Consider the following 21,251-nt stretch of genomic DNA (forward strand, 5'->3'; position numbering starts at 1 on the left):
CCCTAGGCGCCGGCGGCCTGGAGCGCGGCCAGGAAGACCAGCACGACCGTGGTGACCGCCACCGCGCCGTGGACGGCGACCGCGGCGGCCGGGAACGCCTGCTCCGCGCCGCGCGCGTGCCGTCCGCCCCGCCCGACGAGCCAGCGGGTGAACAGCGCGAAGCCCTGCAGGACGACGACCAGCAGCACCGCGAACGCGGCCCACGCGTAGCCGGCGCCCCCGGTGGCCAGGTGGGCGAGCCACAGGGCGAGGCCCGCCACGGCCGCGAGCGGATGCCCCACCACGACCAGGACCGGGAACCGCGTCACCTTCGTCGAGCGCCCGCCGTTCAGAAACCAGATGACCAGCAGGTAGCCGCCCGCCGCGGCGGCGAGGATCCACGCGCACAGCGCCGCGTACTCCACCCCCCGCTCCCTTCTGTGGAATTCCCGTCCCCGTCCCCGCGGGCAAGTGTTGCTTCCGGACGCTCCCGGCATGACGGATTTCTACAGATTGATGCACAACCGGTCATCCGGCCGGTCGGACGGGCGCGTGCAGTAGCTTGGGTGATCTATGCGCCCTTTGTCTCCGGAGCCCGGCGAGGCCGACCTCGCCGAGCGCTACGCGTACCCGCCCGACGGCACCTGGCTGCGGGCCAACATGGTGGCCAGCCTCGACGGGGCGGCACAGCGCGACGGGCGCAGCGGCGGCCTCGGCAACGCCGCCGACCGGCACCTGTTCCTGCTGCTGCGCGGCCTCGCCGACGTCGTCATCATCGGCGCGCAGACGGTGCGCGCCGAGGGCTACGGGCCGGTCAAGCCCAGCGAGGGCTGGGACGGCGTCCGGGAGGGGCGCACCCCCGTCCCGCCGATCGCGATCGTGTCCCGCAGCCTCGACCTGGACTTCGAGGCCCCCATCTTCACCGAGGCCGAGGTGCCGACGATGGTGCTGGCCACCGCGTCCGCCGACCCGGCCCGGCTGGCGGCGGCGCGGGAGCACGCCGACGTCATCATCGCGGGGAAGGACTCGCTGGACTTCGCCGTCGCCGTCCGGGAGCTCGCCAAGCGCGGCCACCGGCGGCTGCTGTGCGAGGGCGGGCCGTCGGTGCTCGGGCAACTGGTGGCGGCCGGGCTGCTGGACGAGCTGTGCCTCACCCTGAGCCCGATGCTGCTCGGCGGGAACCCGACCCGGATCCTGGACGCGCCGCCGGTGCCCGTCCCGCTGGAGTTGAAGCTCGCCCACGCCCTGCAGGACGAGGAGTTCCTGTTCCTGCGCTACACCCGCAGCCGGTAGCGGACGAACAGCACGCCCTCATCGATGTAGAGGGCGGTGGGGTCGAGCGGTACCTCGGTCTCCAGGCCGTCCAAGAGGCGGGTGTGGCGAGGGCTTCCAAGCAGGGTCGGGGCAATGCTGAGGCATAGCTCGTCGACGAGCGACGCCCGGATCAGCGCGGTCGCCAATGCGGGGCCGCCCTCGCAGAGCAGATGCTCGTAACCGAGGTCTTCGCGGAGCGTCCTGATGGCGGCGGGCAGATCGACGTTGTCCTCCCCCTCCACGACCGCCTGGATGCCACTCGGCACGTTCTTCCGGCCGCTCTGCGACGTCACCACGATCGTGGGTGTCTCGGCCTTGGTGAACAGCGGGAGCGTCCAATCGAGGTCGGCGGAGCGGCTCACCACGACGATGGGCGCGGGTGGCCGACCGCGGCGCGCGCGCAGATCGTGGCGTAGGCGGGCGGGGCCGAGGCGTCCCGTCCGGACGGTGCCGGCGCCCACGAGGATCGCGTCGGCCAGCGCCCGCAGGCTCCGGAGGACGCGGAAGTCGGCGTCGCCGCCGAGACCGTCCGTCCAGCCCTCGGCGTCGGTGGCGGACCCGTCCACGCTCACGACCATGCCGAGCCGCAGCCCGGGAAGGTCGCCGTAGCTCTCGTACGGGTCGACGCCGGCGGCGGGCTCCGGCAGCAAACGGCGCATGACCTGCACGTTACCGAACACCCCCGGGCTGTCGTTCTGTCGGTGCCGTGGCGCAGGATGGGGGCATGGACCTGCCGATCAGCCCGCCGCTGCCGCCGATGCTGGCCAAGGCGGTCAAGACCATGCCCAAGGGCGACCTGCTGTACGAGCCGAAATGGGATGGCTTCCGCTGCATCGTCTTCCGCGACGGCGACGAGGTGGAGCTGTCCAGCCGCGGCGAGAAGCCGCTCACCCGCTACTTCCCCGAGCTCGTCGAGGCGGTGAAGCGCGAACTGCCCGCACGGTGCGTGGTGGACGGCGAGATCGTGCTGCCGAGGGGGACGCGCCTCGACTTCGACGCGCTCCAGCAGCGCATCCACCCGGCCGCGTCGCGGATCACGCTGCTGGCGGAGGAGACGCCCGCGTCGTTCGTGGCGTTCGACCTGCTGGCGCTCGGCGGCGAGTCGCTGCTCGAGGTGCCGCTCGGCGAGCGCCGCCGGCGGCTCACCGAGACGCTCGCGGGGGTGAAGGCGCCGATCCACGTCACGCCGGCGTCCGACTCCTACGAGCTGGCGCTGCGCTGGTTCGACGAGTTCGAGGGCGCCGGGCTGGACGGCGTCATCGCCAAGCCGCGCGACACCGTGTACGAGCCCGACAAGCGCGTCCTGTTCAAGGTCAAGCACGAGCGGACCGCCGACTGCGTGGTGGCGGGCTTCCGCTGGCACAAGTCGGGGCCGATCGTGGGGTCGCTGCTGCTCGGGCTCTACAACTCCGCGGGCAAGCTCCAGCACGTCGGGGTCGCCGCGTCCTTCACGATGAAGCGGCGCGCCGAGCTGGTCGAGGAGCTGCAGCCCTACCGGTTGGAGGACCTCTCCGCCCACCCGTGGGGCGAGTGGGCGCGCCAGAGCGAGGCGACGGCCGACCGGATGCCCGGCGCCGTCTCCCGCTGGACGGGCAAGAAGGACCTGAGCTGGGTGGCGCTGCGTCCCGAGCTGGTGGTGGAGGTCGCGTACGAGGCGATGGAGGGCGACCGGTTCCGGCACACCGCCCGGTTCCGCAACTGGCGCCCCGACCGCACGCCCGAGTCGTGCACGTACGAGCAGCTCGAGGTACCGGTCGCCTACGACCTGGCCGACATCCTCTCCGGCCCGGCGACGAGCCCGCGCGTCGACCGCTGAGCGCGCGCCGCCCCGGGACGCGCCGGCGGGCGCGTCCCGGGGCGGCGGCGGAGGTCAGGGCTGGGTCTCGTTGGCGACGGTCTGCTCGATCAGCTCGCCGTCGGGCTGCGCCGCGGCCTTCGGCGACGCGAAGGGCCGCAGGTAGGTCTGATTGACGCCGGGGACGCGGTCCTCGATGACGAACGTCGCCTTGGTGGAGATCCCGGCGCCCGGCGTGCGGACGGTCGGCAGCGTCTTGAAGTCGGCCTTCATCTCCTCCTTGCCGATCGTCGTCATCACGTAGCCGCGCTGGTTGTTGTAGAAGCGCAGATGCGGGTTGATCTTGAGGAAAGGGTGGTCGGCGGGGTCGGAGTCCTTGCCGTCGCCGGTGCTGGTGATGGACGTGCACACCAGCTCCGAGCCCACGGTCTTCGAGCCGGGGTCGTCGTAGTCGGCCTTCAGGTCGCCGGCCCAGTGCGCGTGGACGTCGCCGGTGAGCACGACGGGGTTGCGCACCTTCGCGTCCAGCCATCCCCTGGTGATGCGGTCGCGGGAGGCGACGTAGCCGTCCCAGGAGTCCATCGAGGTCTTCTTGACGGGCCCTTCGGTGTTGTCGCGCTGCGCGAAGAACACCTGCTGCCCCAGGACGTCCCAGCGCGCGCGGGAGCGGCGGAAGCCGTCCAGCAGCCACGCCTCCTGCCGGTCCCCCGTGATGGAGCGCTTCGGGTCGGTGGCCTCGGGGCAGTCCTTGTAGCCGTCGCCGCAGCCCTGGTCGTCGCGGAACTGGCGGGTGTCGAGCATGTGGAACGTGGCGAGCCGGCCCCACTGGACGCGCCGGTAGATCTGGATGTCCGGCCCCTTCGGGACGGACGTGCGGCGCAGCGGCATGTTCTCGTAGTACGCCTTGAAAGCGGCGGCGCGGCGGGCGCGGAAGGCCTCGTAGGACGGGGTGTCGGAGTTCGCCTCGGGGATGTCGTCGGCCCAGTTGTTCTCGACCTCGTGGTCGTCGAACACGACCAGCCACGGCGCGGCCTCGTGCGCGGCCTGGAGGTCGCGGTCGGACTTGTACTGGGCGTGCCGCAGCCGGTAGTCCGCGAGGGTGACCGTCTCGGGGCCCTCGTGGTCGCGGACGTTGCCGCCAGGGATGTTGTAGACGCCCTTCTTGTACTCGTACTGGTAGTCGCCCAGGTGGAGGACGATGTCGGGGTGCTCCTCGGCGAGCCGCCGGTAGGCGGTGAAGTAGCCGTGCTCGAACTGGCTGCAGGAGACGAACGCCATCGCGAGCGCGGGCCCGTAGGTCGCGGGGTGCGGGGCGGTGCGGGTCCGGCCGGCCGGGGAGACGTGCGCGCCGGTGCGGAACCGGTACCAGTAGTCGCGGCCGGGGCGCAGGCCGTTCAGCTCGACGTGCACGGAGTGCGCGGCCTCGGGCCGGGCGGCGGCGGTGCCGCGCCGCACGACGCGGCGGAAGCGCTCGTCGGTCGCGACCTCCCAGCGGACGGGGACGGTGCGCGAGGGCATGCCGCCGAGGCCGTCCTCGGCGAGGGGGTTCAGGGCGAGCCGGGTCCACAGGACGAACCCGTCGGCGTCGGGGTCGCCGGACGCGACGCCGAGGGTGAACGGGTCGCCGGGCAGGGTGCGCGGGCGCGGGGCGGCGGCGTGCGCGGTGCCCGGGACGAGCGGGCCGGCGGCGGCGGTGGCGGTGGCGAGACCACCGGCGACCAGGAAGGTTCTCCGGTTCAGCGGGTGCGCGGAGTCGGCCATGGAGGAGCGACCTTTCGGAGGGGTCCGGCAGTGATCGCCGGACAGCCTCACGAAGATCGGTGACCGCGGGGCACCGTGCGGATGACGCCCGTCCCAACAAAGACGATCTTTTGACCGGGGCCAGAAGATCATCCGGCGGGCAGGAAAGGATGCTAGGCTGGCGACTTACGAATTGCGCACAACAAACCTCACCCTATGTATAGGAGTGTAGTCGAAGCATGGGACTCCGTCAAGCGGACGCTGTCAACCCCGACCGCGAGAATGCCGAACGCGAGACCGCCGCGCCGCTGCGCGCGGAGCAGGCGCGGGTGTCCCGGATCTACGCGCGGCTCGACGCCGAGCGGGCGAAGGCCGAGGCCGCGCTGCGCGACGGGCCGGGGGCGGGCGGCGGCGCCGCGTTCCAGGCGCGGGTGGAGAGCGCCGTCGCGACCGACGAGGCGGCCCGCCGCCTCGCACGGCTGAACGCGGTCGAGAACGCCCTGTGCTTCGGCCGGATCGACCACCGGGGCGGCGCCGACGGCCCCGGCGACACGTTCTACATCGGCCGGATCGGGCTCCGCGACGCCGACCACGAGCCCCTCCTGATCGACTGGCGCGCCCCCGCGGCGCGGCCGTTCTACACCGCCACGCCGGGCGCCCCCGGCACCCTCGCGCGCCGCCGCCACCTGCACCTGCGGCGGCGTGAGGTCGTCCGGCTGGACGACGAGGTCTTCGACCTGGAGGGGCTGGCCGAGCCGGAGCGGCGCGCCGTCGTCGGCGAGGCCGCGCTGCTGGCCACCCTGCGCCGCGGCCGGACGGGCCGGATGAGCGACGTGGTCGCGACCATCCAGGAGGAGCAGGACCAGGTCATCCGCTCGGGCCTGCACGGCGTGCTCGTCGTCCAGGGCGGCCCCGGCACCGGCAAGACGGTCGCCGCCCTGCACCGCGCCGCGTACCTGCTCTACACGCACCGGGACGTCCTCGAACGGCGGGGAGTGCTCGTCGTCGGCCCGAACGCCACGTTCCTCCGCTACATCGAGCAGGTGCTGCCCGGCCTGGGCGAGACCGACGTCGCCCTGGCCACGGTCGGCGAGCTCTACCCCGGCGTCAAGGCGACGGCCAGGGACACCCCCGAAGTCGCCGTCATCAAGGGCGACCACCGCATGGCCGACTTCGTCCGGGCCGCCGTCCACGACCGGCAGCGCGTGCCCGCCGGCGGCCTCCGCCTCGACATCGACGACTTCACCGTCGTCGTGGACGCCGAGAAGTGCGAGCAGATCCGCGACCGGGCCCGCGCGCTGCGCCACCCGCACAACATCCAGCGGCGGCGCTTCGTCCACGACATGCTGGAGGCGCTCGCCGTCAACCGGGCCGAGCAGTACGACCGCCTCATGGACGAGCCCCTGGAGGAGATGGCGAAGGCCGGCGGCATGCCCGGCTGGCTCCAGGAACTCATCGACGAGGCCGAAGACGAACCCCTCCTGGACGAGACGGACCTCCGCCTCGCCAAGGAGGAGCTCTGGCAGAACCCGGCCGTCAAGAGGGCCCTCCACGAGCTCTGGCCCGAGCTGACCCCGCAGCGTCTCCTGACCGACCTCTACGCCGACCCCGGCGCCCTCGCCCGCGTCGGCGCCCAGGTCGGCATGGACTGCGCGGCTCTGCACCGTCCGGCCGGCTCGCCCTGGACCGTCTCCGACGTCCCCCTCCTCGACGAGGCCGCCGAGTACCTGGGCAAGGACGACTCCGCCGACCGGGCCCGGGAGCGCGCGGCGGCCGCCGCGCGGGCCGAGGAGGAGCGCTACGCGCGCGAGGTCATCGAGTCCGCCGGCACCACGGACCTGCTCTCGGCCCGCGACGTGATCTCCGCGAGCGAGCTGGCCGACCGCCACCACGACGGCGGCCCGCCCCTCACCACCGCGCAGCGCGCCCTCGCCGACCGCCAGTGGGCCTACGGCCACGTGATCGTCGACGAGGCGCAGGAGCTCTCCGAGATGGCCTGGCGCACCGTGATGCGCCGCGTCCCGACCCGCTCCCTCACCGTCGTCGGCGACATCGCCCAGACCGGCAGCGCCGCCGGCGCCACCACCTGGGGCCAGATGCTCGACCGCTACGTGCCGGGCCGCTGGCGGGAGCAGCGCCTCCTCGTCAACTACCGGACCCCGGCCGCGATCATGCGGGTGGCGGCCGGCGTCCTCGCCGCCGTCGATCCGGGCCAGACGCCGCCCGAGCCCGTCCGCGACGACGGCCCGCCGCCCGCCGCGCTCGCGCTCCCGGTCGCGGAGCTGCCGTCCCTCGTCGCCGCGGAGCTGTCCCTGGTCACCGACGACGCGTCCGCCGAGGGCCGCCTCGCCGTCATCGCCTCCGGCGCCCGCCACGCCGAAGTCCTGGAGGCCCTCCCGGACGCCGCCGTCGGCGCCACCCCCGAGGCCCTCGACTCCCCGGTCGTCGTCCTCACCGCCGAGGAGGCCAAGGGCCTGGAGTTCGACTCCGTCGTCGTCGTCGACCCGGCCGGCATCGTCACCGAGTCACCGAAGGGCGGCCAGGACCTCTACGTCGCCCTGACCAGGGCCACCCGCCGCCTGACGATCGTCCACGACAACGACCTCCCGCCCCTCCTAGCCGCTCTGGAGTAGGGCCCGGAGGGTCTGGGCGAGCTCGGTCTTGATGATCTCGCCGGCGGCCGCGGGGTCGCCGGCGCGGACGGCGTCGACCAGGGCGGCGTGGGCGGCGCGGCCGTGGGCGGTGTCGGAGGCGCGGACGTCGACCAGGGCCGCCAGGTCGAGGAGGCCGTCGCGCAGGACGGGGACGAACTCGGCGAACAGGTCGGCGAGGACCGGGTTGTGCGCGGCGCCCACGACGGCGGTGTGCAGGGCGATGTCGGCGTCGATGAACGCCTCGGTGGAGGGGCCGGCGAAGGCCGCGTCGCGGGCGGCGAGGGCCGTGTCGAGGGCGGTGAGGTCGGCGCCGGTGCGGCGCTCGGCGGCCAGTTCGGCGGCGCGGACCTCCAGCATCATGCGGATCTCGTAGACGTCGGCGACGGAGGCGCGGCGCAGCCGGGCGGGCCAGTCCTCGTCCGGCTCGGCCGCGATGACGAATACGCCGGCACCCTGGCGGGCCTGGACGAGGCCGGCGCCGGCGAGGGCGCGCAGGGCCTCGCGGACGGTGGAGCGGCCGACGCCGAGCTCCTTCGCGAGCGTCGTCTCGCCGGGCAGCTTCGTCCCGACCGGCCAGGAGCCGTCCGCGATCTGGTCGCGGAGGCGCTGGGCGGCCTGCTCGACGAGCGGGCTGGGCCGGAGCCGGGCGAGTGGCATGCGGGTTCCTTCGGGTGGGCGGGCGGTCAGGATACCGTCCGCTCAGCTTGTCTGAGGAGCTGAGGTGTGGTTGGGTGGCGGTCATGTCGTGGCGGGTGCTTCTCCTCGGTCGCCGCGGCGGGGCCTGATCCGACCGGCACCCCGCCGCGGGGTCCGGTGCTGCCGGTCGTCCCGGCGATCGTGAGGACAACGCCCCATGACCTTCCCGACTCTGCGCACCCCGTCCGGCCCGGTGGCCGGGCCCTTCTGGAATCCGCAGCGCGGCAGCTCCATGCCGTTCCACCGCTACCGGTCCGTCCACGAGCGGGTGCCGTCGCCCGTGCCCGAGGTCGAGCGCGCCTGGCCGTCGGCGCGCGTCGCGGAGGCGCCGCTGTGGGTGCCCGTCGACCTGCGGGACGGCAACCAGGCCCTGGCCGAACCCATGGACACCGCGCGCAAGCGCCGGATGTTCGACCTGTTCGTGGCGATGGGCTTCAAGGAGATCGAGGTCGGCTACCCGTCGGCCAGCCAGACCGACTTCGACTTCGTCCGGCACCTGGCCGAGGCGGGCATCCCGGACGATGTGACGCCCGTGGTCTTCACGCCGGCCCGCAGGGAGCTGATCGAGCGGACGTTCGCGTCCATCGAGGGGCTGCCCCGGGCGGTCGTCCATCTGTACACGGCGACGGGCCCGGTATGGCGGGACGTCGTGCTCGGTACCGGACGGGACGGGGTGAAGCAGCTGATCCTGGACGGTGCCGCCGACGTGGCGCGGCTCGCCCGGCCGGGGGTGCGGTTCGAGTTCTCCCCCGAGACGTTCAACTTCACCGAGCCGGACTACGCGCTGGAGGTGTGCGACGCGGTCACCGCGCTGTGGGACGCCTCCCCCGACCGGCCGGTGGTCCTGAACCTGCCGGCCACGGTCGAGATCGCCACCCCGAACGTGTACGCCGACCAGATCGAGTACATGCACCGGCACCTGGCGCGCAGGGACGCGGTGATCCTGTCGGTCCATCCGCACAACGACCGCGGGACGGGCGTCGCCTGCGCCGAGCTGGCGGTGCTGGCGGGCGCGCAGCGGGTCGAGGGCTGCCTGTTCGGCAACGGCGAGCGGACGGGCAACGTCGACCTGGTCACGCTCGCGCTGAACCTGCACGCGCAGGGCGTCGACCCGCGGATCGACCTCTCCGACATCGACGAGATCCGCCGGACGGTCGAGTTCTGCAACCGGCTGCCCGTCCACGAGCGGCACCCGTACGCGGGCGACCTGGTCTACACGGCGTTCTCCGGGACGCACCAGGACGCGATCGGCAAGGGCATGGCCCGGCACGCCCGGCTCGCGGAGGAGGCGGGCGTGCCGCCGGGGCGGCTGCCGTGGGACGTCCCGTACCTGCCGATCGACCCGGCCGACGTGGGCCGCGGGTACGAGGCGGTCATCCGGGTCAACAGCCAGTCCGGGAAGGGCGGCATCTCCTACCTGCTGCGGACCGGGTACGGGCTCGACCTGCCGCGCCGCCTGCAGATCGAGTTCTCCCGGGTCGTGCAGCGGGAGACCGACGGCAGCGGCGCGGAGGTCACGGCGGCCGAGCTGTGGGAGCTGTTCCGCGCCGAGTACCTCGAACCGGACGGCCCGGTGTCGGTGGCCGGCTGGCGCACCTCCGGCACCGGCCCGGCGCGGCACGACTTCACCGGCGTCGTCCGCGTGGACGGCGACGAGCGCGAGCGCACCGGCTCCGGCAACGGGCCGATCGACGCGCTCACCGACGCCCTGGCGGGCGCCGGGATCAAGGTGGACGTCCTGCACCTGACCGAGCAGTCCACCGGTGCGGGCAGCGACGCCATGGCCGTCGCCTACGCCGAGTGCCGGGTCGGCGGCGCGGTCGTGTGGGGCGCGGGGCGCGACACGTCCGTGCTGGCCGCGTCGGTGGAGGCCGTCCTGTCGGCGGTGAACCGCGCCGGGCGCTAGTCGCGGCGGCGGCCGAGCGAGCGCCGCCAGGACAGGCCCGTCCCGGGGATCCGGAACGTCACCTGGCGGCGCCCGTCCGCCGACCGCGTGTAGCGGGCGCCGCGCGCGCCGACGCTGTGCCCGACGCCCTTCTTGGACAGGTTGATGCGGAACGGTCCCATCCGTATTGCTTTCCGATAGCTCCAACCCATGCGGAGGGGGATGCCCGGAGGACCGCCGAGCATCCTCCTCCCCCGTCTCGGACGGACCGAGACCCCGGTTTCGGCCAGCCCGGGGGACGCAAGGGCAGGAGGTGACCAAATCCGGGCCGAGTTCGTCGCGCAGCGCCCTTTACCCGGCCGCGCCCGGCGAGGAGCGTGTGGCTGCGTAGAGATCGTTTTCTCAGCTCCCGGAGGTGCGGGTTGGCCAGGCGACCCCTGAGACGGACCCGGCGGACGATGACGCTGGCCGTACTGACCAGTGCGGCGCTCGCGGGCGCGGGCGGCGGCGCGGCGGCGCTGGCCCAGCCGTCCCCCAAGATCGTGGTGAAGGACGGCGTGACCCAGCCGGTCTTCTCCTACAAGGACGCGATCCGCGAGCACGTGTACGTCGAGTCCAGTGTGGACAGCGACGGCGACGGCAAGAAGGACCGCGTCAACGTCGACATCATCCGGCCGAAGGAGACCGAGCACGGCCTCAAGGTCCCGGTGATCATGGACGAGAGCCCGTACTACGACAACGCGGGCCGCGGCAACGAGAGCGAGCTGAAGACCTACGACGCCGACGGGAACCCCGTGAAGTTCCCGCTCTACTACGACAACTACTTCGTCCCCCGCGGGTACGCGTTCCTCGCCGTGGACATGGTCGGGACGACCCGCTCCGACGGCTGCCCGGTCAGCGGCGGGCCCACCGACGTCCTCGGCGGCAAGGCCGTGGTCGACTGGCTCAACGGCCGCGCCAAGGCGTTCAAGGCGGATGGCACCCCGGCCAAGGCCACCTGGACCACCGGCCGCACCGGCATGATCGGCAAGTCCTACGACGGGACGCTCGCCAACGGCGTCGCCGCGACCGGCGTCGAGGGGCTGGAGACGATCGTCCCGATCTCGGCGATCAGCAGCTGGTACGGCTACAGCCGGATGAACGGCGTGAAGTACTGGACGGACGAGCAGCCCTGGCTCGCGAGCTACGTCGACACCGACCCGCCCGCCAAGTGCGCCGAGGTCAACGCCGGCCTCGACGAGGGCGAGGACGACGCGACCGGGAACTACAACGCCTACTGGAAGACCGCCGACTACCGGGACGGCACGATCGCCCGCGCGTCCCGCGTCCGGGCGAGCATCTTCGCCGCCCACGGCGTCAACGACCTGAACGTCAAGGACGACCAGTTCGCCGAGTGGTGGAACGCCCTCGCGCGGCGCGGCGTGCAGCGCAAGGTGTGGCTTTCGCAGCGCGGCCACGTCGACCCGTTCGACACCCGCCGCGACGCCTGGGTGACGACCCTGCACCGCTGGTTCGACCACGAGCTGCAGAAGATCCCCAACGGGATCATGCGGGAGCCGCGCGCCGACATCGAGATCGGCCCGGACCAGTGGATCACCCAGCGGGACTGGCCGTCCCGCGACGCCCGCGACATCGTGCTGCGGCCCGGCGCGAACGGCGTCCTCGGCCTGGAGCGGGCCGCCAAGGGCGCGACCGCCGCGTTCACCGACGCGCCCGGCCCGCGCGGCGACGGCCTCTCCGAGAGCGCGATGGTCGCCGACCCGACGGCCGCGCAGCCGTACCGGGCCGCGTTCGTGTCCGCTCCCCTGCCGCGGACCGGGCGCCTGTCCGGCACCCCCGAGGCCCGGCTCCGGATCAAGCTGGACAAGCCCACCGCCAACCTCACGGCGCTGCTCGTCGACTACGGCGAGGACACCCGGGTGAACTACCTCGGCGCGGGCTCCGGCATCCGGACCCTCGGCACCGAGGACTGCCACGGCGAGAGCACGCCCGCCGACGACGCCTGCTACAGGCAGACCGAGGTCACGACGGTCACGTCCCCGGTGAACGTGGTCGCCCGCGGCTGGCTCGACGCGCAGAACGCCCACTCGCTGAGCCGCCCGAAGCCGCTGGAGCCGGGTAGGTACCACACCGTCCGCTGGGAGACGCTCAGTCAGGAGTACCTGCTGAAGAAGGGCCACCGCCTGGCGCTCGTCCTCGCCGGGACGGACGCCGACTACAACACCGAGACCCCCACGGGAGCGCAGGTCACGGTGGATCTGCGCGGCAGCTCGATCAGCATCCCCGTGGTCGCCGCCGAGGACGACCCGGCCGCCCTCGTCGCCCCGCCGCAGCCGCCGGCGACCTGGCGCGGACCGGCGGAGGTCACCCTGCCCGTCCAGGAGCGCGAGCTCTACTGACGGGCCCGGCCCGCCGCCCGGGGAGCCGGGCGGCGGGCCGCACCGCCGTCACAGCACACCACCGTCACGGACACGGCCGTCACAGCGCGACGGCGCCGCCCTGGTCGAGCAGGTGGAGGCGGTCGCCGAGTCCGGCGCCGGCGAACGCGGGTGCGAGGGTGTCGCGGCCCTGGGTGAAGTGCGCCCAGCCCTCGAAGTGCAGTGGGACGATCTTCGCGGCGCCGAGGATGGCGGCGGCCTCGGCGGCGCCGTCGCTGGTCAGCGTCAGGTAGGCGTCGCCGAGCGGCGGCGTCCGCACCGCCCCCGCGAAGATCACTGCGACGTCGACCGGCGCGAACCGGTCGGCGATCGCGCGGACGACGTCGAGGGAGGCGTTGTCGCCGCTGACGTACACGGTCGGCAGCCCCTCCCCGGACAGGACGAACCCGGTGACCGGGCCGGTGAGGTGCTCGGTGCCGTCCGGGCCGTGCTGCGCGGGGACGCCGGTGACGCGGAGGGTCCCGCCGCCGGGGCGGGGCAGGTCGGTGTGCGCCCAGTTCGGCAGGGCGCGGGCGGTGCCGCCGAGGCGCTCGGCGGCGGCCTCGGTCGTCAGGGTCAGCGGGACGCCGCCCAGGTAGGCGCGGCCGCCGGCGTCGAGGTTGTCGGGGTGCTGGTCGTGGGAGAGCAGCACCGCGTCGACCGGCCCCACCTCGTCCTGGCCGACGACGGCGCCGATGGTCTTCGTCAGCGCCCGGTCGCCGACGGGGTGGTCGCCGGGCGGGTCGAACGTCGGGTCCGTCAGCAGCCGCACACCTCCGATCTCCAGGATCGCGGTCGGGCCGCCGAGGTACCGGACGTTCAACGAGGACATGGTGCCGCCTTCGGATCGATCAGCCGGATGCTCCGCTCCCATCATCGCGCGGCCCCGCGCATTCCCGCCGGTCACGCGCGATTATCGGTGTCCTTGCTGGGCTGCACGCGCTTCGGCTCGCCGGGCATCTTGGGATAGTTCGGTGGATACGGCATGTCGCCGAGGCCGTGGTCCTTCTCGTCGCGGTCGGCGAGGTCGAGGAGGCCGTCGAGGGAGAAGGCCGCGTCGTCGATGGAGGCGTGCAGGTCGCCCAGCTCGGCGAACCGGGCCGGCATCGTCGCGATGGTGAAGTCGCGGGGGTCGGCGTCGGCCAGCTCGTCCCAGGTCAGCGGCGCCGAGACCGGGGCGTGCGGGGCCGGGCGGACGCTGTAGGCGGAGGCGATCGTCCGGTCACGCGCATTCTGGTTGAAATCGATGAAAATTTGTTCGCCCCTTTCCTCTTTCCACCATTTTGTGGTGACCTCGGAAGGGCTGCGGCGCTCGACCTCGCGGGCGAAGGCGAGCGCGGCGCGGCGGACCTCGGTGAACGTCCAGCGGGGCTCGATCCGGACGTAGATGTGCACGCCCGCCTTGCCGGACGTCTTGACATAACCGGTGTAGCCCAGCTCGTCCAGCAGCTCGCGGGCCGGGCCGAGCGCCACCCGGACGGCGTCGGAGAAGTCGGTGCCGGGCTGCGGGTCGAGGTCGATGCGCAGCTCGTCGGGGTGGTCGACGTCGCCCTTGCGGACGGGCCACGGGTGGAACGTCAGCGTGCCGAGGTTGGCCGCCCAGGCGATCACGGCGGGCTCGGTCGGGCACACCTCGTCGGCGGAGCGCCCGCTGGGGAAGGCGATGCGCGCCGTCCGCACCCAGTCGGGCGCGCCCTTGGGGATGCGCTTCTGGTAGAACGCGTCGGACTTGCCCGCGCCCATGCCGGCCTGGCCGCGCGCGTAGTCCTCGCGGGTGGCCATCTTGGCGCCCTCGAAGACCCCCGCCGGCCACCGCTCCAGGGTCGTCGGGCGGTCGCGGGTCGCGCGCAGGATGCCGTCGCCGACGGCCAGGTAGTACTCCACCAGCTGCCGCTTGGTGTAGCCGTGCTCCGGGAAGTACACCTTGTCGGGATTGGTCACCTTGACGAGCCGATCCCCGACCGGGATCTCGATGAAGGGCGAGGCCATGACTGCACGTTAACCCACGTGTACGACAGTCCTCCGGAACGTCCCCGCCGGGTACCGTCGATGGCATGGAGAAGATCCGCAAGAGCGAGGACGAGTGGCGGGCGCAGCTCAGCCCCGAGGAGTACCGCGTGCTGCGGGAGGCCGGCACGGAGAAGCCCTTCACCGGCGAGTACACCGACACCAAGACGGTCGGCGTGTACCGGTGCCGCGCCTGCGGGACGGAGCTGTTCCGGTCGGAGACCAAGTTCGAGAGCCACTGCGGCTGGCCGTCGTTCTACGAGCCGGCCGAGTCCGACAAGGTCACCCTGATCGAGGACCGCTCGCTCGGCATGGTCCGCACCGAGGTGCGCTGCGCGGTGTGCGACTCCCACCTCGGGCACGTCTTCCACGGTGAGGGCTACGACACCCCCACCGACGACCGCTACTGCATCAACTCGGTCTCGCTGACCCTCGAACCCGCCGAGTAGCGGGCCGCTCACCCCCCTCCCCCGCACTGGGACGTCGCATGGACGAGTTCGACCACTACACGACAGCCATCCTCTGCGGAGGGCCGACCCGGGTCGCCCAGGTCGCCGTGCTCCTGCTGCGGGACCGGCACCGCATCCGGATCTTCCGCGGGACGCACCGGGTGGAGGTGCTGCGGCGCGACGGCGACGCCGACCCGGTCCAGGCGGCGGTGCTCGACGAGATCCCCGGCGCCGGGCGCCCGCTCGGGCAGGTGATCGCGGCGGTCGCCGCGTCGCCGGAGGTGGACGCCATCGGCGAGGCCATGCGCGAGACGGGGCTGATGCGCGGCCGGCGGCGGCGCCGCCCGACCCGGCAGGGCCGGGCGCTGCGCCTGCAGCTCGCCGAGGAGCCCGTCGAGACCCCGCCGGAGCTGCTCGCCCTGCACGGCCCCGCCGGTCTCGAGGACGCCTGGATGCGGGAGGTGCTGGAGTCCGCCGACCCGGAGCCGGTCGCGTTCGGCCGCCGCCGGTGGCGCGGCCACCGCGACCTCGAGGCCAGCGGCCTGTCCGACCGGCAGTACGACGGCGGGCTCGGCGGCGGCTCGGACTTCTAGCGGCCTCCGGTCGGCGGGCCCTCACGGTGCCTCGGGTACGGCGGGGCCCGCCCTCGGGCCGGATCAGGCCAGGCCGGCGACCAGTTCGGCGACCGGCTTGCGGCGCCCGGTGTAGAACGGGATCTCCAGGCGGGTGTGCAGCCGCGCCTTCGCGCCGCGCAGGTGGCGCATCAGGTCGACGATGCGGTGCAGCTCGTCGGCCTCGAACGCCAGCATCCACTCGTAGTCGCCGAGCGCGAACGCCGCGACCGTGTTGGCCCGGACGTCGGGGTAGTCGCGCGCCATCTTGCCGTGCTCGGCGAGCATCGCGCGGCGCTCGTCGTCCGGCAGCAGGTACCACTCGTAGGACCGCACGAACGGGTACACGCACACGTAGTTCCGCGGCTCCTCGTCGGCGAGGAACGCGGGGATGTGGCTCTTGTTGAACTCCGCCGGGCGGTGCAGCGCCATCTGCGACCAGACCGGCTCACTAGCGCGGCCCAGCGCCGTCCGGCGGAACCGGGTGTAGACCTCCTGGAGGTCGTCGGACGTCGGCGCGTGCCACCAGAACATGTAGTCGGCGTCCGCGCGCAGCCCGGCGACGTCGTAGGCGCCGCGGGTGGTGACGTCCTTCTGCGCGGCCTGGTCGAGCAGGTCCTGCACCTCGGCGGCGTCCTGCTCGCCGAGCGTGCCGGGCTTCGCGACCCGGAAGACCGACCACATCGTGTAGCGGATGACGTTATTGAGTTCGCGTGCCTTCGGCTTGCCCGCCTGATCGGCCATGTTCCACTCCTTCTCGACTGCGCAGATGGTCCAGCACCCGGGTCGCCGCCGCGCGCGCCGAGGCGATGCACGCGGGGATGCCGAGCCCGTCGTAGGCGGCGCCGGCGACGGCCAGCCCCGGCGTCCCGGCGACCGCGGCCCGGACCTTGGCCACGCGGTCGGCGTGGCCCACGTTGTACTGCGGGAGGCCGCCGCCCCACCGGGTCACCCGGCTCTCGGCGGGCAGCTCGGTGACGCCGCACGTCGCGGCGAGCTCGGCCATGGCGGTGGCGGCCAGCTCCTCGTCGCTCCGCTGGAGCGTGCGCTCCTCGCCGAGCCGCCCGACGGAGCAGCGCACCGCGATGACGCCGGGGTCGCGCTCGCGCAGGTGGGGCCATTTTACCGAGCTGAACGTGACGGCCTTGACGCCCCGGCCGCCGCGCTCGGGGTCGCTCTCCACGGCCGGGACGAGGTAGCCGCTGCCCTTCGGCAGCCGCGGGAACGCGGTGGGGCGGTAGGCCAGCGTGATGATCGCCATGCTGGCGTACTCGATGCCGGCGAGCTCGCGCGCGGCGGCGGGCACGTCCGGCTCCAGGAGCCGGGCCGCGGGCGCGGCCGGGACCGCGACCACCACGGCGTCGGCGTCCAGGTACTCGGGGTCGCGGGTGGGGCCGATAGTGAGCCGCCAGCCGTCCTCGCGGCGGCGCAGCTCGCGCACCGTCGCGCCGGTGCGGACCGTCCCGCCGGCGGCGGTGATGTCGTCGGCGACCAGGTGCGGGAGCGTGCCGAGGCCGTCCGGCAGCGTGGCGAACACCGGGCCGGCGTCCGCGGGCGCGGCCTTCCGCATGCCCTGGACGGCGCTGATCAGCGACCGGTGCCCGCGCGCGGCGGCGGCGACGGCGGGCAGCGTCGCCTCGAACGACAGCAGCTCGGCCCGGCCCGCGTACACGCCGCCGAGGAGCGGCTCGACGAGCCGGTCGACGACCTCGCGGCCGACGCGGGCGCCGATGTAGGCGGCGACGGACACGTCCCCGCCGCGCGGCGTCTCCGGCAGCACGAGGTCGAGCGGGACGCGCGCGAGCCCGGCCGGCGACAGCACCTGGGAGGCGGCCAGCGCGCGCAGGTCGGACGGGACGCCCATGACCTGCCCGGACGGGAGGCGGCGCAGCGCGCCCCGGCTGAGGATGGCCGAGGAGGCGGTGCCGGGGTTCACCAGGTCGGCGGCGCGGCCGAGGCCGCGCACGAGGTCGAGGCCCTCGGGGCGGCGGGCCAGCATCGACTCGGCGCCCTCGTCGACCGGGACGCCGGCGATCTCGCTGACGCGCAGCTTGCCGCCGATCTGGGGGGAGCCCTCGAGCACGGTCACCCGCACGCCGTCCCGGGCGAGCATCCGGGCGGCGGCGAGGCCCGCGATGCCGCCCCCGACGACAACGGCATGGGACGTGGTCATGGCTCCAGCCTTCCAGACGGTCCGCCGGATCGCGCACCGGGGCGGCCGGAGCGGCGCGTGTCACACCGCCGGTTCGCGGACCGCCGCCGGACGCCCTTTTTATCGGAGAAGTGACAAGATCTCGAACACTCTGCCAGTGGATACTGGCACGCATGATCTCCTGGAAGGCTCCACTGGCCGCCGCCGCGGCCCTCCTGCTGGCCGCCGGGCTCGCGTCCCCGGCGGCCGCCGCGACCCGCGGCGACTTCAGACCGGTCTCCCTGCCGTTCTTCTGGCCGAACAACTACCTCTACGACGTCGACGCCGCCTCGCCCGACAGCGTCTGGATCAGCGGGCTCCAGGGGGAGATCGTCATCCCCGGCCCCATCCCCGGGACCGGGCAGACGATCCCCGGCAACCCCGTCGTGCGGCGCTGGCAGAACGGGCGCTGGGTCGAGTACGAGCTGCAGAACCTGTCCAGCCGCGCCTCGGTCTCCGACGTCGACGCCGTCGGCCCGGAGGACGTGTGGATCGGCGGCACCAGGGCCGGCGACGGGACCGCCGGGACGCGCGGCCCCTACCTGGGCCACTTCACCGGCTCGCGGTTCGAGGAGGTGGCCCTGCCGTCCGCGTCCAAGACCCTGACCGTCGACGCGCGCACGGACGGGGTCTGGGTGACCGTGGACAGCGGGATCTACCGCCGGACGGGCGCCACGTGGACGCACATCACCACGCTCCCGGACGTCTCCCTGCGCCAGTTCACCATCCGGGCCGACGACGACATCTGGGTCCTGAGCACCCCCGGCCCGTACGACCGGACGCTTGAGGCGCACCACTGGGACGGGCGGTCCTGGACTCAGGTCCCGGTGAACCAGCCGAACGACGGCATCCACGGCATCACCGACATGGTGGCCGTCTCCCCCACCGAAGCCTGGGCCGTCGGCACCAACTACGCCGCGTCCCCGGCCGCGCCCATCCTGGTGCACTGGGACGGCACCGCCTGGAGCAGCGTCACGCCGCCGCCCGGCTTCAACGCGCTCAACAGGATCGTCAAGGGCGAGGACGGGACGCTGTGGGCGCTCGGGCACCTGCTCGACGAGCCCGCCAAGCCCGGCCTGCTCCGCTACAGCGGCGGGACGTGGGAGCGGGTCCCGACCACCGCCGTGCCGAACCGCAGCAACATCTGGGCGACCGCCCTCGCGGTCGTCCCCGGCACCGGCGCCCTCTGGACGCTCGGGTCGGTGAACATCGGCGGTCCCGTCGTCCTCACCGACGGCTGACGCGGCCCGCCGGCCGGTCGGCGCGGCGCGGTCACGGCCCGCACGGGGGACGGGCCGTGGCCGCGCCGCACCGCGCCGCCTTCTCGCCACCTCCCCACCGCCTCCGTGCCGCCCCTTCGTGGCCTGATCGTGATTCGCCCGCCGGAACGGTGATCTGCGCCACCTCGTCCAAGCGCCATGCGGAACGTCAGGAACGTCACATGTGCGCTGGTCGTCCTGCTGCTGGCCGGGGTCCTGGCCGCATGCGGGGGCGGCGACTCGTCCGGTACGTCGGAGGCCGTGGACCGGGGCGGCGCGGCGGCCCCCGCGGCGCCGTCCCGGGCCGAGAACGGCACCGCGGGGAGCACCGGCCGCCAGGGGACCGCGAAGGGCGCGCGGGCGCCGCTGCCGACCGGGCGGGAGGTCGTGCACTCGGCGCGCCTGCGGGTCCGCGCCGGCGACGTGGAGGACGCCGCCGCCAAGGCCAAGCAGATGGCGGAGTCGGCCGGCGGCTACGTCGAGCAGGAGTCCAGTTCGAGCGAGCCGCCCCACTCGCAGATCACGCTGAAGGTCCCCGCCGACCGCTACTCCGACGTGCTGAACCGGCTCGGCACGCAGCTCGGCACCCGGATCTCGCTCTCCCAGGAGGCCGAGGACGTCACCGGCGAGGTCGCCGACGTCGACGCCCGCGTCCGGTCGGCGAAGGCCGCCCTGGAGTCGTTCCGCAAGCTGCTCGGCCGCGCGAACTCCGTCGGCGAGGTCATCCAGGTCGAGCAGGAGATCGCCCAGCGCGAGGCCGACCTGGAGGCGCTGCAGGCCCGGCTGAACACGCTCAAGCACCGCACCCAGTACGCGACCGTGACGCTGACGCTGGTCACCAAGGCCACCGCGCCGAAGAAGGACGACGACGAGCGCGGCGGCTTCGTCGGCGGCCTGCAGAACGGCTGGGACGCGTTCGTCGCGTTCGTCGGCGGCCTCGCCCTCGTCCTCGGCTGGCTGCTGCCGTTCCTGCTCGCCGCCGCCGTGATCGGCGTGCCGCTGTACCTGCTGCGGCACCGGCTGCGCGCCCGGTTCGGCGGGCTGTTCGGAGGCCGCCGGCGGCCCGTGCCGCCCGCGGTGCCCGCGCCGCAGCCCGCCCCGGAAAGGGCCGCCGCCGCCCCCGGCGCGTCGCAGCAGCCGCCGCCCCCGCCCGCCTAGGCCCGGTCTTCGCTGCTCGCCTCGTGGACGAGGTCCGCGAGGCGGGCCAGCATGTCCGGGTCGGTGGACGGAAGGACGCCGTGGCCCAGGTTGAAGATGTGCCCCTCGGCGGTGCGGCCCCGGGCGAGGACGTCGCGGGCGCGGCGCTCCACCGTCTCCCACGGCGCGAACAGGATCGCCGGGTCGAGGTTGCCCTGCAGGGCCTTGCCGGGCTCGACCCGGCTGACGGCCTCGTCCAGCGGGACGCGCCAGTCGACGCCGACGACGTCGGCACCGGCCTCGCCCATCGGGCCGAGCAGCTCGCCCGTCCCGACGCCGAAGTGGATGCGCGGCACGCCGAGCGGCTCGACCTCGGCGAAGATGCGGCGGGTGTACGGGAGCACCGACTCGCGGTAGTCCTGCGCGGCGACCGCGCCGACCCACGAGTCGAACACCTGCACGGCGCTCGCCCCGGCCGCGACCTGGATCTTCAGGAACGCGATCGTGAGGTCGGCGAGGCGGTCCATGAGGCGGCCCCACAGCTCCGGCTCGCCGTACATCATGGCCTTGGTGCGCTCGTGGTTCTTGGACGGCCCGCCCTCGATCAGGTACGAGGCGAGCGTGAACGGGCCGCCCGCGAACCCGATCAGCGGCGTCGCGCCCAGCTCGCCGACCAGGCCCCGCACGGCCTCGGACACGTACGGGACGTCGTCCGGGGTGAGGGGGCGCAGCAGGTCGAGGTCGGCCGCCGACCGGACGGGGTCGGCGATGACCGGCCCGACGCCCGGCTTGATGTCGAGGTCGACGCCGATCGCCTTCAGCGGCACCATGATGTCGCTGAAGAAGATCGCCGCGTCCACCGCGTAGCGGCGCACGGGCTGCATCGTGATCTCCACGATCATGTCGGGGCGGGTGCAGGACTCCAGCATCGGGACGCCCTCGCGCACCCGCAGGTACTCCGGCAGGGAGCGGCCCGCCTGCCGCATGAACCACACGGGCGTGTGCGGCACCGGCCGCCGCCGGCAGGCCAGCAGGAAGGGGCTCTCTGCGAGGGCGCCGTCGGCGGGCGTGCGCGCAGAGTCGTCGTTCGAACGGGCAGCGTCAGCGGTCACGTTGT

The 21,251-nt window shown here is 73.7% G+C and carries 19 protein-coding genes; 9 read left to right on the forward strand and 10 right to left on the reverse strand.

Going from position 1 to position 21,251, the window contains the following annotated elements:
* Nucleotides 1–2: 2 nt before the first annotated feature.
* Complete coding sequence (locus tag AB0K34_RS12280; RefSeq protein ID WP_138635434.1) at nt 3–404, reverse strand: hypothetical protein; 402 nt, start codon at nt 402–404, stop codon at nt 3–5.
* A gap of 148 nt (nt 405–552) precedes the next feature.
* Here AB0K34_RS12280 and AB0K34_RS12285 point away from each other — a divergent pair, with 148 nt between their 5' ends.
* On the forward strand, nt 553–1,272 hold the full coding sequence (locus tag AB0K34_RS12285) for a pyrimidine reductase family protein (RefSeq protein ID WP_138635435.1): 720 nt from the start codon (nt 553–555) through the stop codon (nt 1,270–1,272).
* On the opposite strand, the gene AB0K34_RS12290 is transcribed toward AB0K34_RS12285, so the two are convergent.
* The gene (locus tag AB0K34_RS12290; protein WP_138635436.1) at nt 1,254–1,952 is read right to left on the reverse strand and encodes a dihydrofolate reductase family protein; all 699 of its coding nucleotides are present in this window, start codon (nt 1,950–1,952) and stop codon (nt 1,254–1,256) included. The genes AB0K34_RS12285 and AB0K34_RS12290 overlap by 19 nt on opposite strands.
* A gap of 65 nt (nt 1,953–2,017) precedes the next feature.
* Between AB0K34_RS12290 and AB0K34_RS12295 the strand changes: the two genes are divergently transcribed.
* Nucleotides 2,018–3,109: an ATP-dependent DNA ligase gene (locus AB0K34_RS12295; protein ID WP_138635437.1), complete on the forward strand. Its 1,092-nt coding sequence runs from the start codon at nt 2,018–2,020 to the stop codon at nt 3,107–3,109.
* A 54-nt stretch (nt 3,110–3,163) separates the two neighbouring features.
* Here the strand turns inward: AB0K34_RS12295 and AB0K34_RS12300 are convergent, their stop codons facing one another.
* Nucleotides 3,164–4,849 (reverse strand): alkaline phosphatase D family protein, encoded by a 1,686-nt coding sequence (locus AB0K34_RS12300; protein ID WP_364547815.1) that lies wholly within the window; start codon nt 4,847–4,849, stop codon nt 3,164–3,166.
* A 218-nt stretch (nt 4,850–5,067) separates the two neighbouring features.
* Between AB0K34_RS12300 and AB0K34_RS12305 the strand changes: the two genes are divergently transcribed.
* Nucleotides 5,068–7,461, forward strand: a complete 2,394-nt coding sequence (locus AB0K34_RS12305; RefSeq protein WP_138635439.1) for an ATP-binding domain-containing protein — start codon at nt 5,068–5,070, stop codon at nt 7,459–7,461.
* Here the strand turns inward: AB0K34_RS12305 and AB0K34_RS12310 are convergent.
* Complete coding sequence (locus AB0K34_RS12310) at nt 7,444–8,139, reverse strand: FadR/GntR family transcriptional regulator (RefSeq protein WP_138635440.1); 696 nt, start codon at nt 8,137–8,139, stop codon at nt 7,444–7,446. The genes AB0K34_RS12305 and AB0K34_RS12310 overlap by 18 nt on opposite strands.
* 196 nt (nt 8,140–8,335) lie before the next feature.
* Between AB0K34_RS12310 and leuA the strand changes: the two genes are divergently transcribed.
* Nucleotides 8,336–10,084 carry a 2-isopropylmalate synthase gene (gene leuA / locus AB0K34_RS12315; protein ID WP_138635441.1) on the forward strand — a complete coding sequence of 583 codons (1,749 nt, stop codon included), beginning with the start codon at nt 8,336–8,338 and terminating at the stop codon, nt 10,082–10,084.
* Here leuA and AB0K34_RS12320 read toward each other — a convergent pair.
* On the reverse strand, nt 10,081–10,308 hold the full coding sequence (locus AB0K34_RS12320; RefSeq protein ID WP_338072537.1) for a DUF4236 domain-containing protein: 228 nt from the start codon (nt 10,306–10,308) through the stop codon (nt 10,081–10,083). The two genes, leuA and AB0K34_RS12320, sit on opposite strands and share 4 nt — an antisense overlap.
* A 213-nt stretch (nt 10,309–10,521) precedes the next feature.
* On the opposite strand from AB0K34_RS12320, the gene AB0K34_RS12325 reads away from it, so the two are divergent.
* On the forward strand, nt 10,522–12,462 hold the full coding sequence (locus tag AB0K34_RS12325; protein WP_364547821.1) for a Xaa-Pro dipeptidyl-peptidase: 1,941 nt from the start codon (nt 10,522–10,524) through the stop codon (nt 12,460–12,462).
* A gap of 79 nt (nt 12,463–12,541) precedes the next feature.
* Here AB0K34_RS12325 and AB0K34_RS12330 read toward each other — a convergent pair whose 3' ends face one another.
* Nucleotides 12,542–13,312: an MBL fold metallo-hydrolase gene (locus AB0K34_RS12330; protein WP_138635444.1), complete on the reverse strand. Its 771-nt coding sequence runs from the start codon at nt 13,310–13,312 to the stop codon at nt 12,542–12,544.
* A gap of 71 nt (nt 13,313–13,383) precedes the next feature.
* A complete protein-coding gene (locus AB0K34_RS12335) occupies nt 13,384–14,469 on the reverse strand; it encodes a DNA polymerase domain-containing protein (RefSeq protein WP_138635445.1) in 1,086 nt (361 codons plus the stop codon).
* 65 nt (nt 14,470–14,534) lie between these two features.
* Between AB0K34_RS12335 and msrB the strand changes: the two genes are divergently transcribed.
* Together msrB and AB0K34_RS12345 are read left to right on the forward strand one after the other, a co-directional pair.
* Nucleotides 14,535–14,936 (forward strand): peptide-methionine (R)-S-oxide reductase MsrB, encoded by a 402-nt coding sequence (gene msrB / locus AB0K34_RS12340; RefSeq protein ID WP_138635446.1) that lies wholly within the window; start codon nt 14,535–14,537, stop codon nt 14,934–14,936.
* Between the two features lie 38 nt (nt 14,937–14,974).
* The gene (locus AB0K34_RS12345; protein WP_138635447.1) at nt 14,975–15,529 is read left to right on the forward strand and encodes a TIGR04222 domain-containing membrane protein; all 555 of its coding nucleotides are present in this window, start codon (nt 14,975–14,977) and stop codon (nt 15,527–15,529) included.
* Nucleotides 15,530–15,592: 63 nt separating this feature from the next.
* Here AB0K34_RS12345 and hemQ read toward each other — a convergent pair whose 3' ends face one another.
* Together hemQ and hemG are read right to left on the reverse strand one after the other, a co-directional pair.
* Nucleotides 15,593–16,291: a hydrogen peroxide-dependent heme synthase gene (gene hemQ / locus AB0K34_RS12350; protein ID WP_138635448.1), complete on the reverse strand. Its 699-nt coding sequence runs from the start codon at nt 16,289–16,291 to the stop codon at nt 15,593–15,595.
* Nucleotides 16,248–17,720, reverse strand: a complete 1,473-nt coding sequence (hemG, locus tag AB0K34_RS12355; protein WP_138635449.1) for a protoporphyrinogen oxidase — start codon at nt 17,718–17,720, stop codon at nt 16,248–16,250. The genes hemQ and hemG overlap by 44 nt, the downstream gene beginning before the upstream one ends.
* A gap of 152 nt (nt 17,721–17,872) precedes the next feature.
* Between hemG and AB0K34_RS12360 the strand changes: the two genes are divergently transcribed.
* Nucleotides 17,873–18,979, forward strand: a complete 1,107-nt coding sequence (locus tag AB0K34_RS12360) for a hypothetical protein (RefSeq protein WP_138635450.1) — start codon at nt 17,873–17,875, stop codon at nt 18,977–18,979.
* A gap of 177 nt (nt 18,980–19,156) precedes the next feature.
* Nucleotides 19,157–20,155 (forward strand): DUF4349 domain-containing protein, encoded by a 999-nt coding sequence (locus tag AB0K34_RS12365; RefSeq protein WP_301177460.1) that lies wholly within the window; start codon nt 19,157–19,159, stop codon nt 20,153–20,155.
* Here the strand turns inward: AB0K34_RS12365 and hemE are convergent.
* Nucleotides 20,152–21,165, reverse strand: a complete 1,014-nt coding sequence (gene hemE, locus AB0K34_RS12370; RefSeq protein WP_301177466.1) for a uroporphyrinogen decarboxylase — start codon at nt 21,163–21,165, stop codon at nt 20,152–20,154. The two genes, AB0K34_RS12365 and hemE, sit on opposite strands and share 4 nt — an antisense overlap.
* Nucleotides 21,166–21,251: the final 86 nt, after the last annotated feature.

Source organism: Actinomadura sp. NPDC049382 (assembly GCF_040677125.1).
GTDB classification, from domain to species: domain Bacteria; phylum Actinomycetota; class Actinomycetes; order Streptosporangiales; family Streptosporangiaceae; genus Spirillospora; species Spirillospora geliboluensis.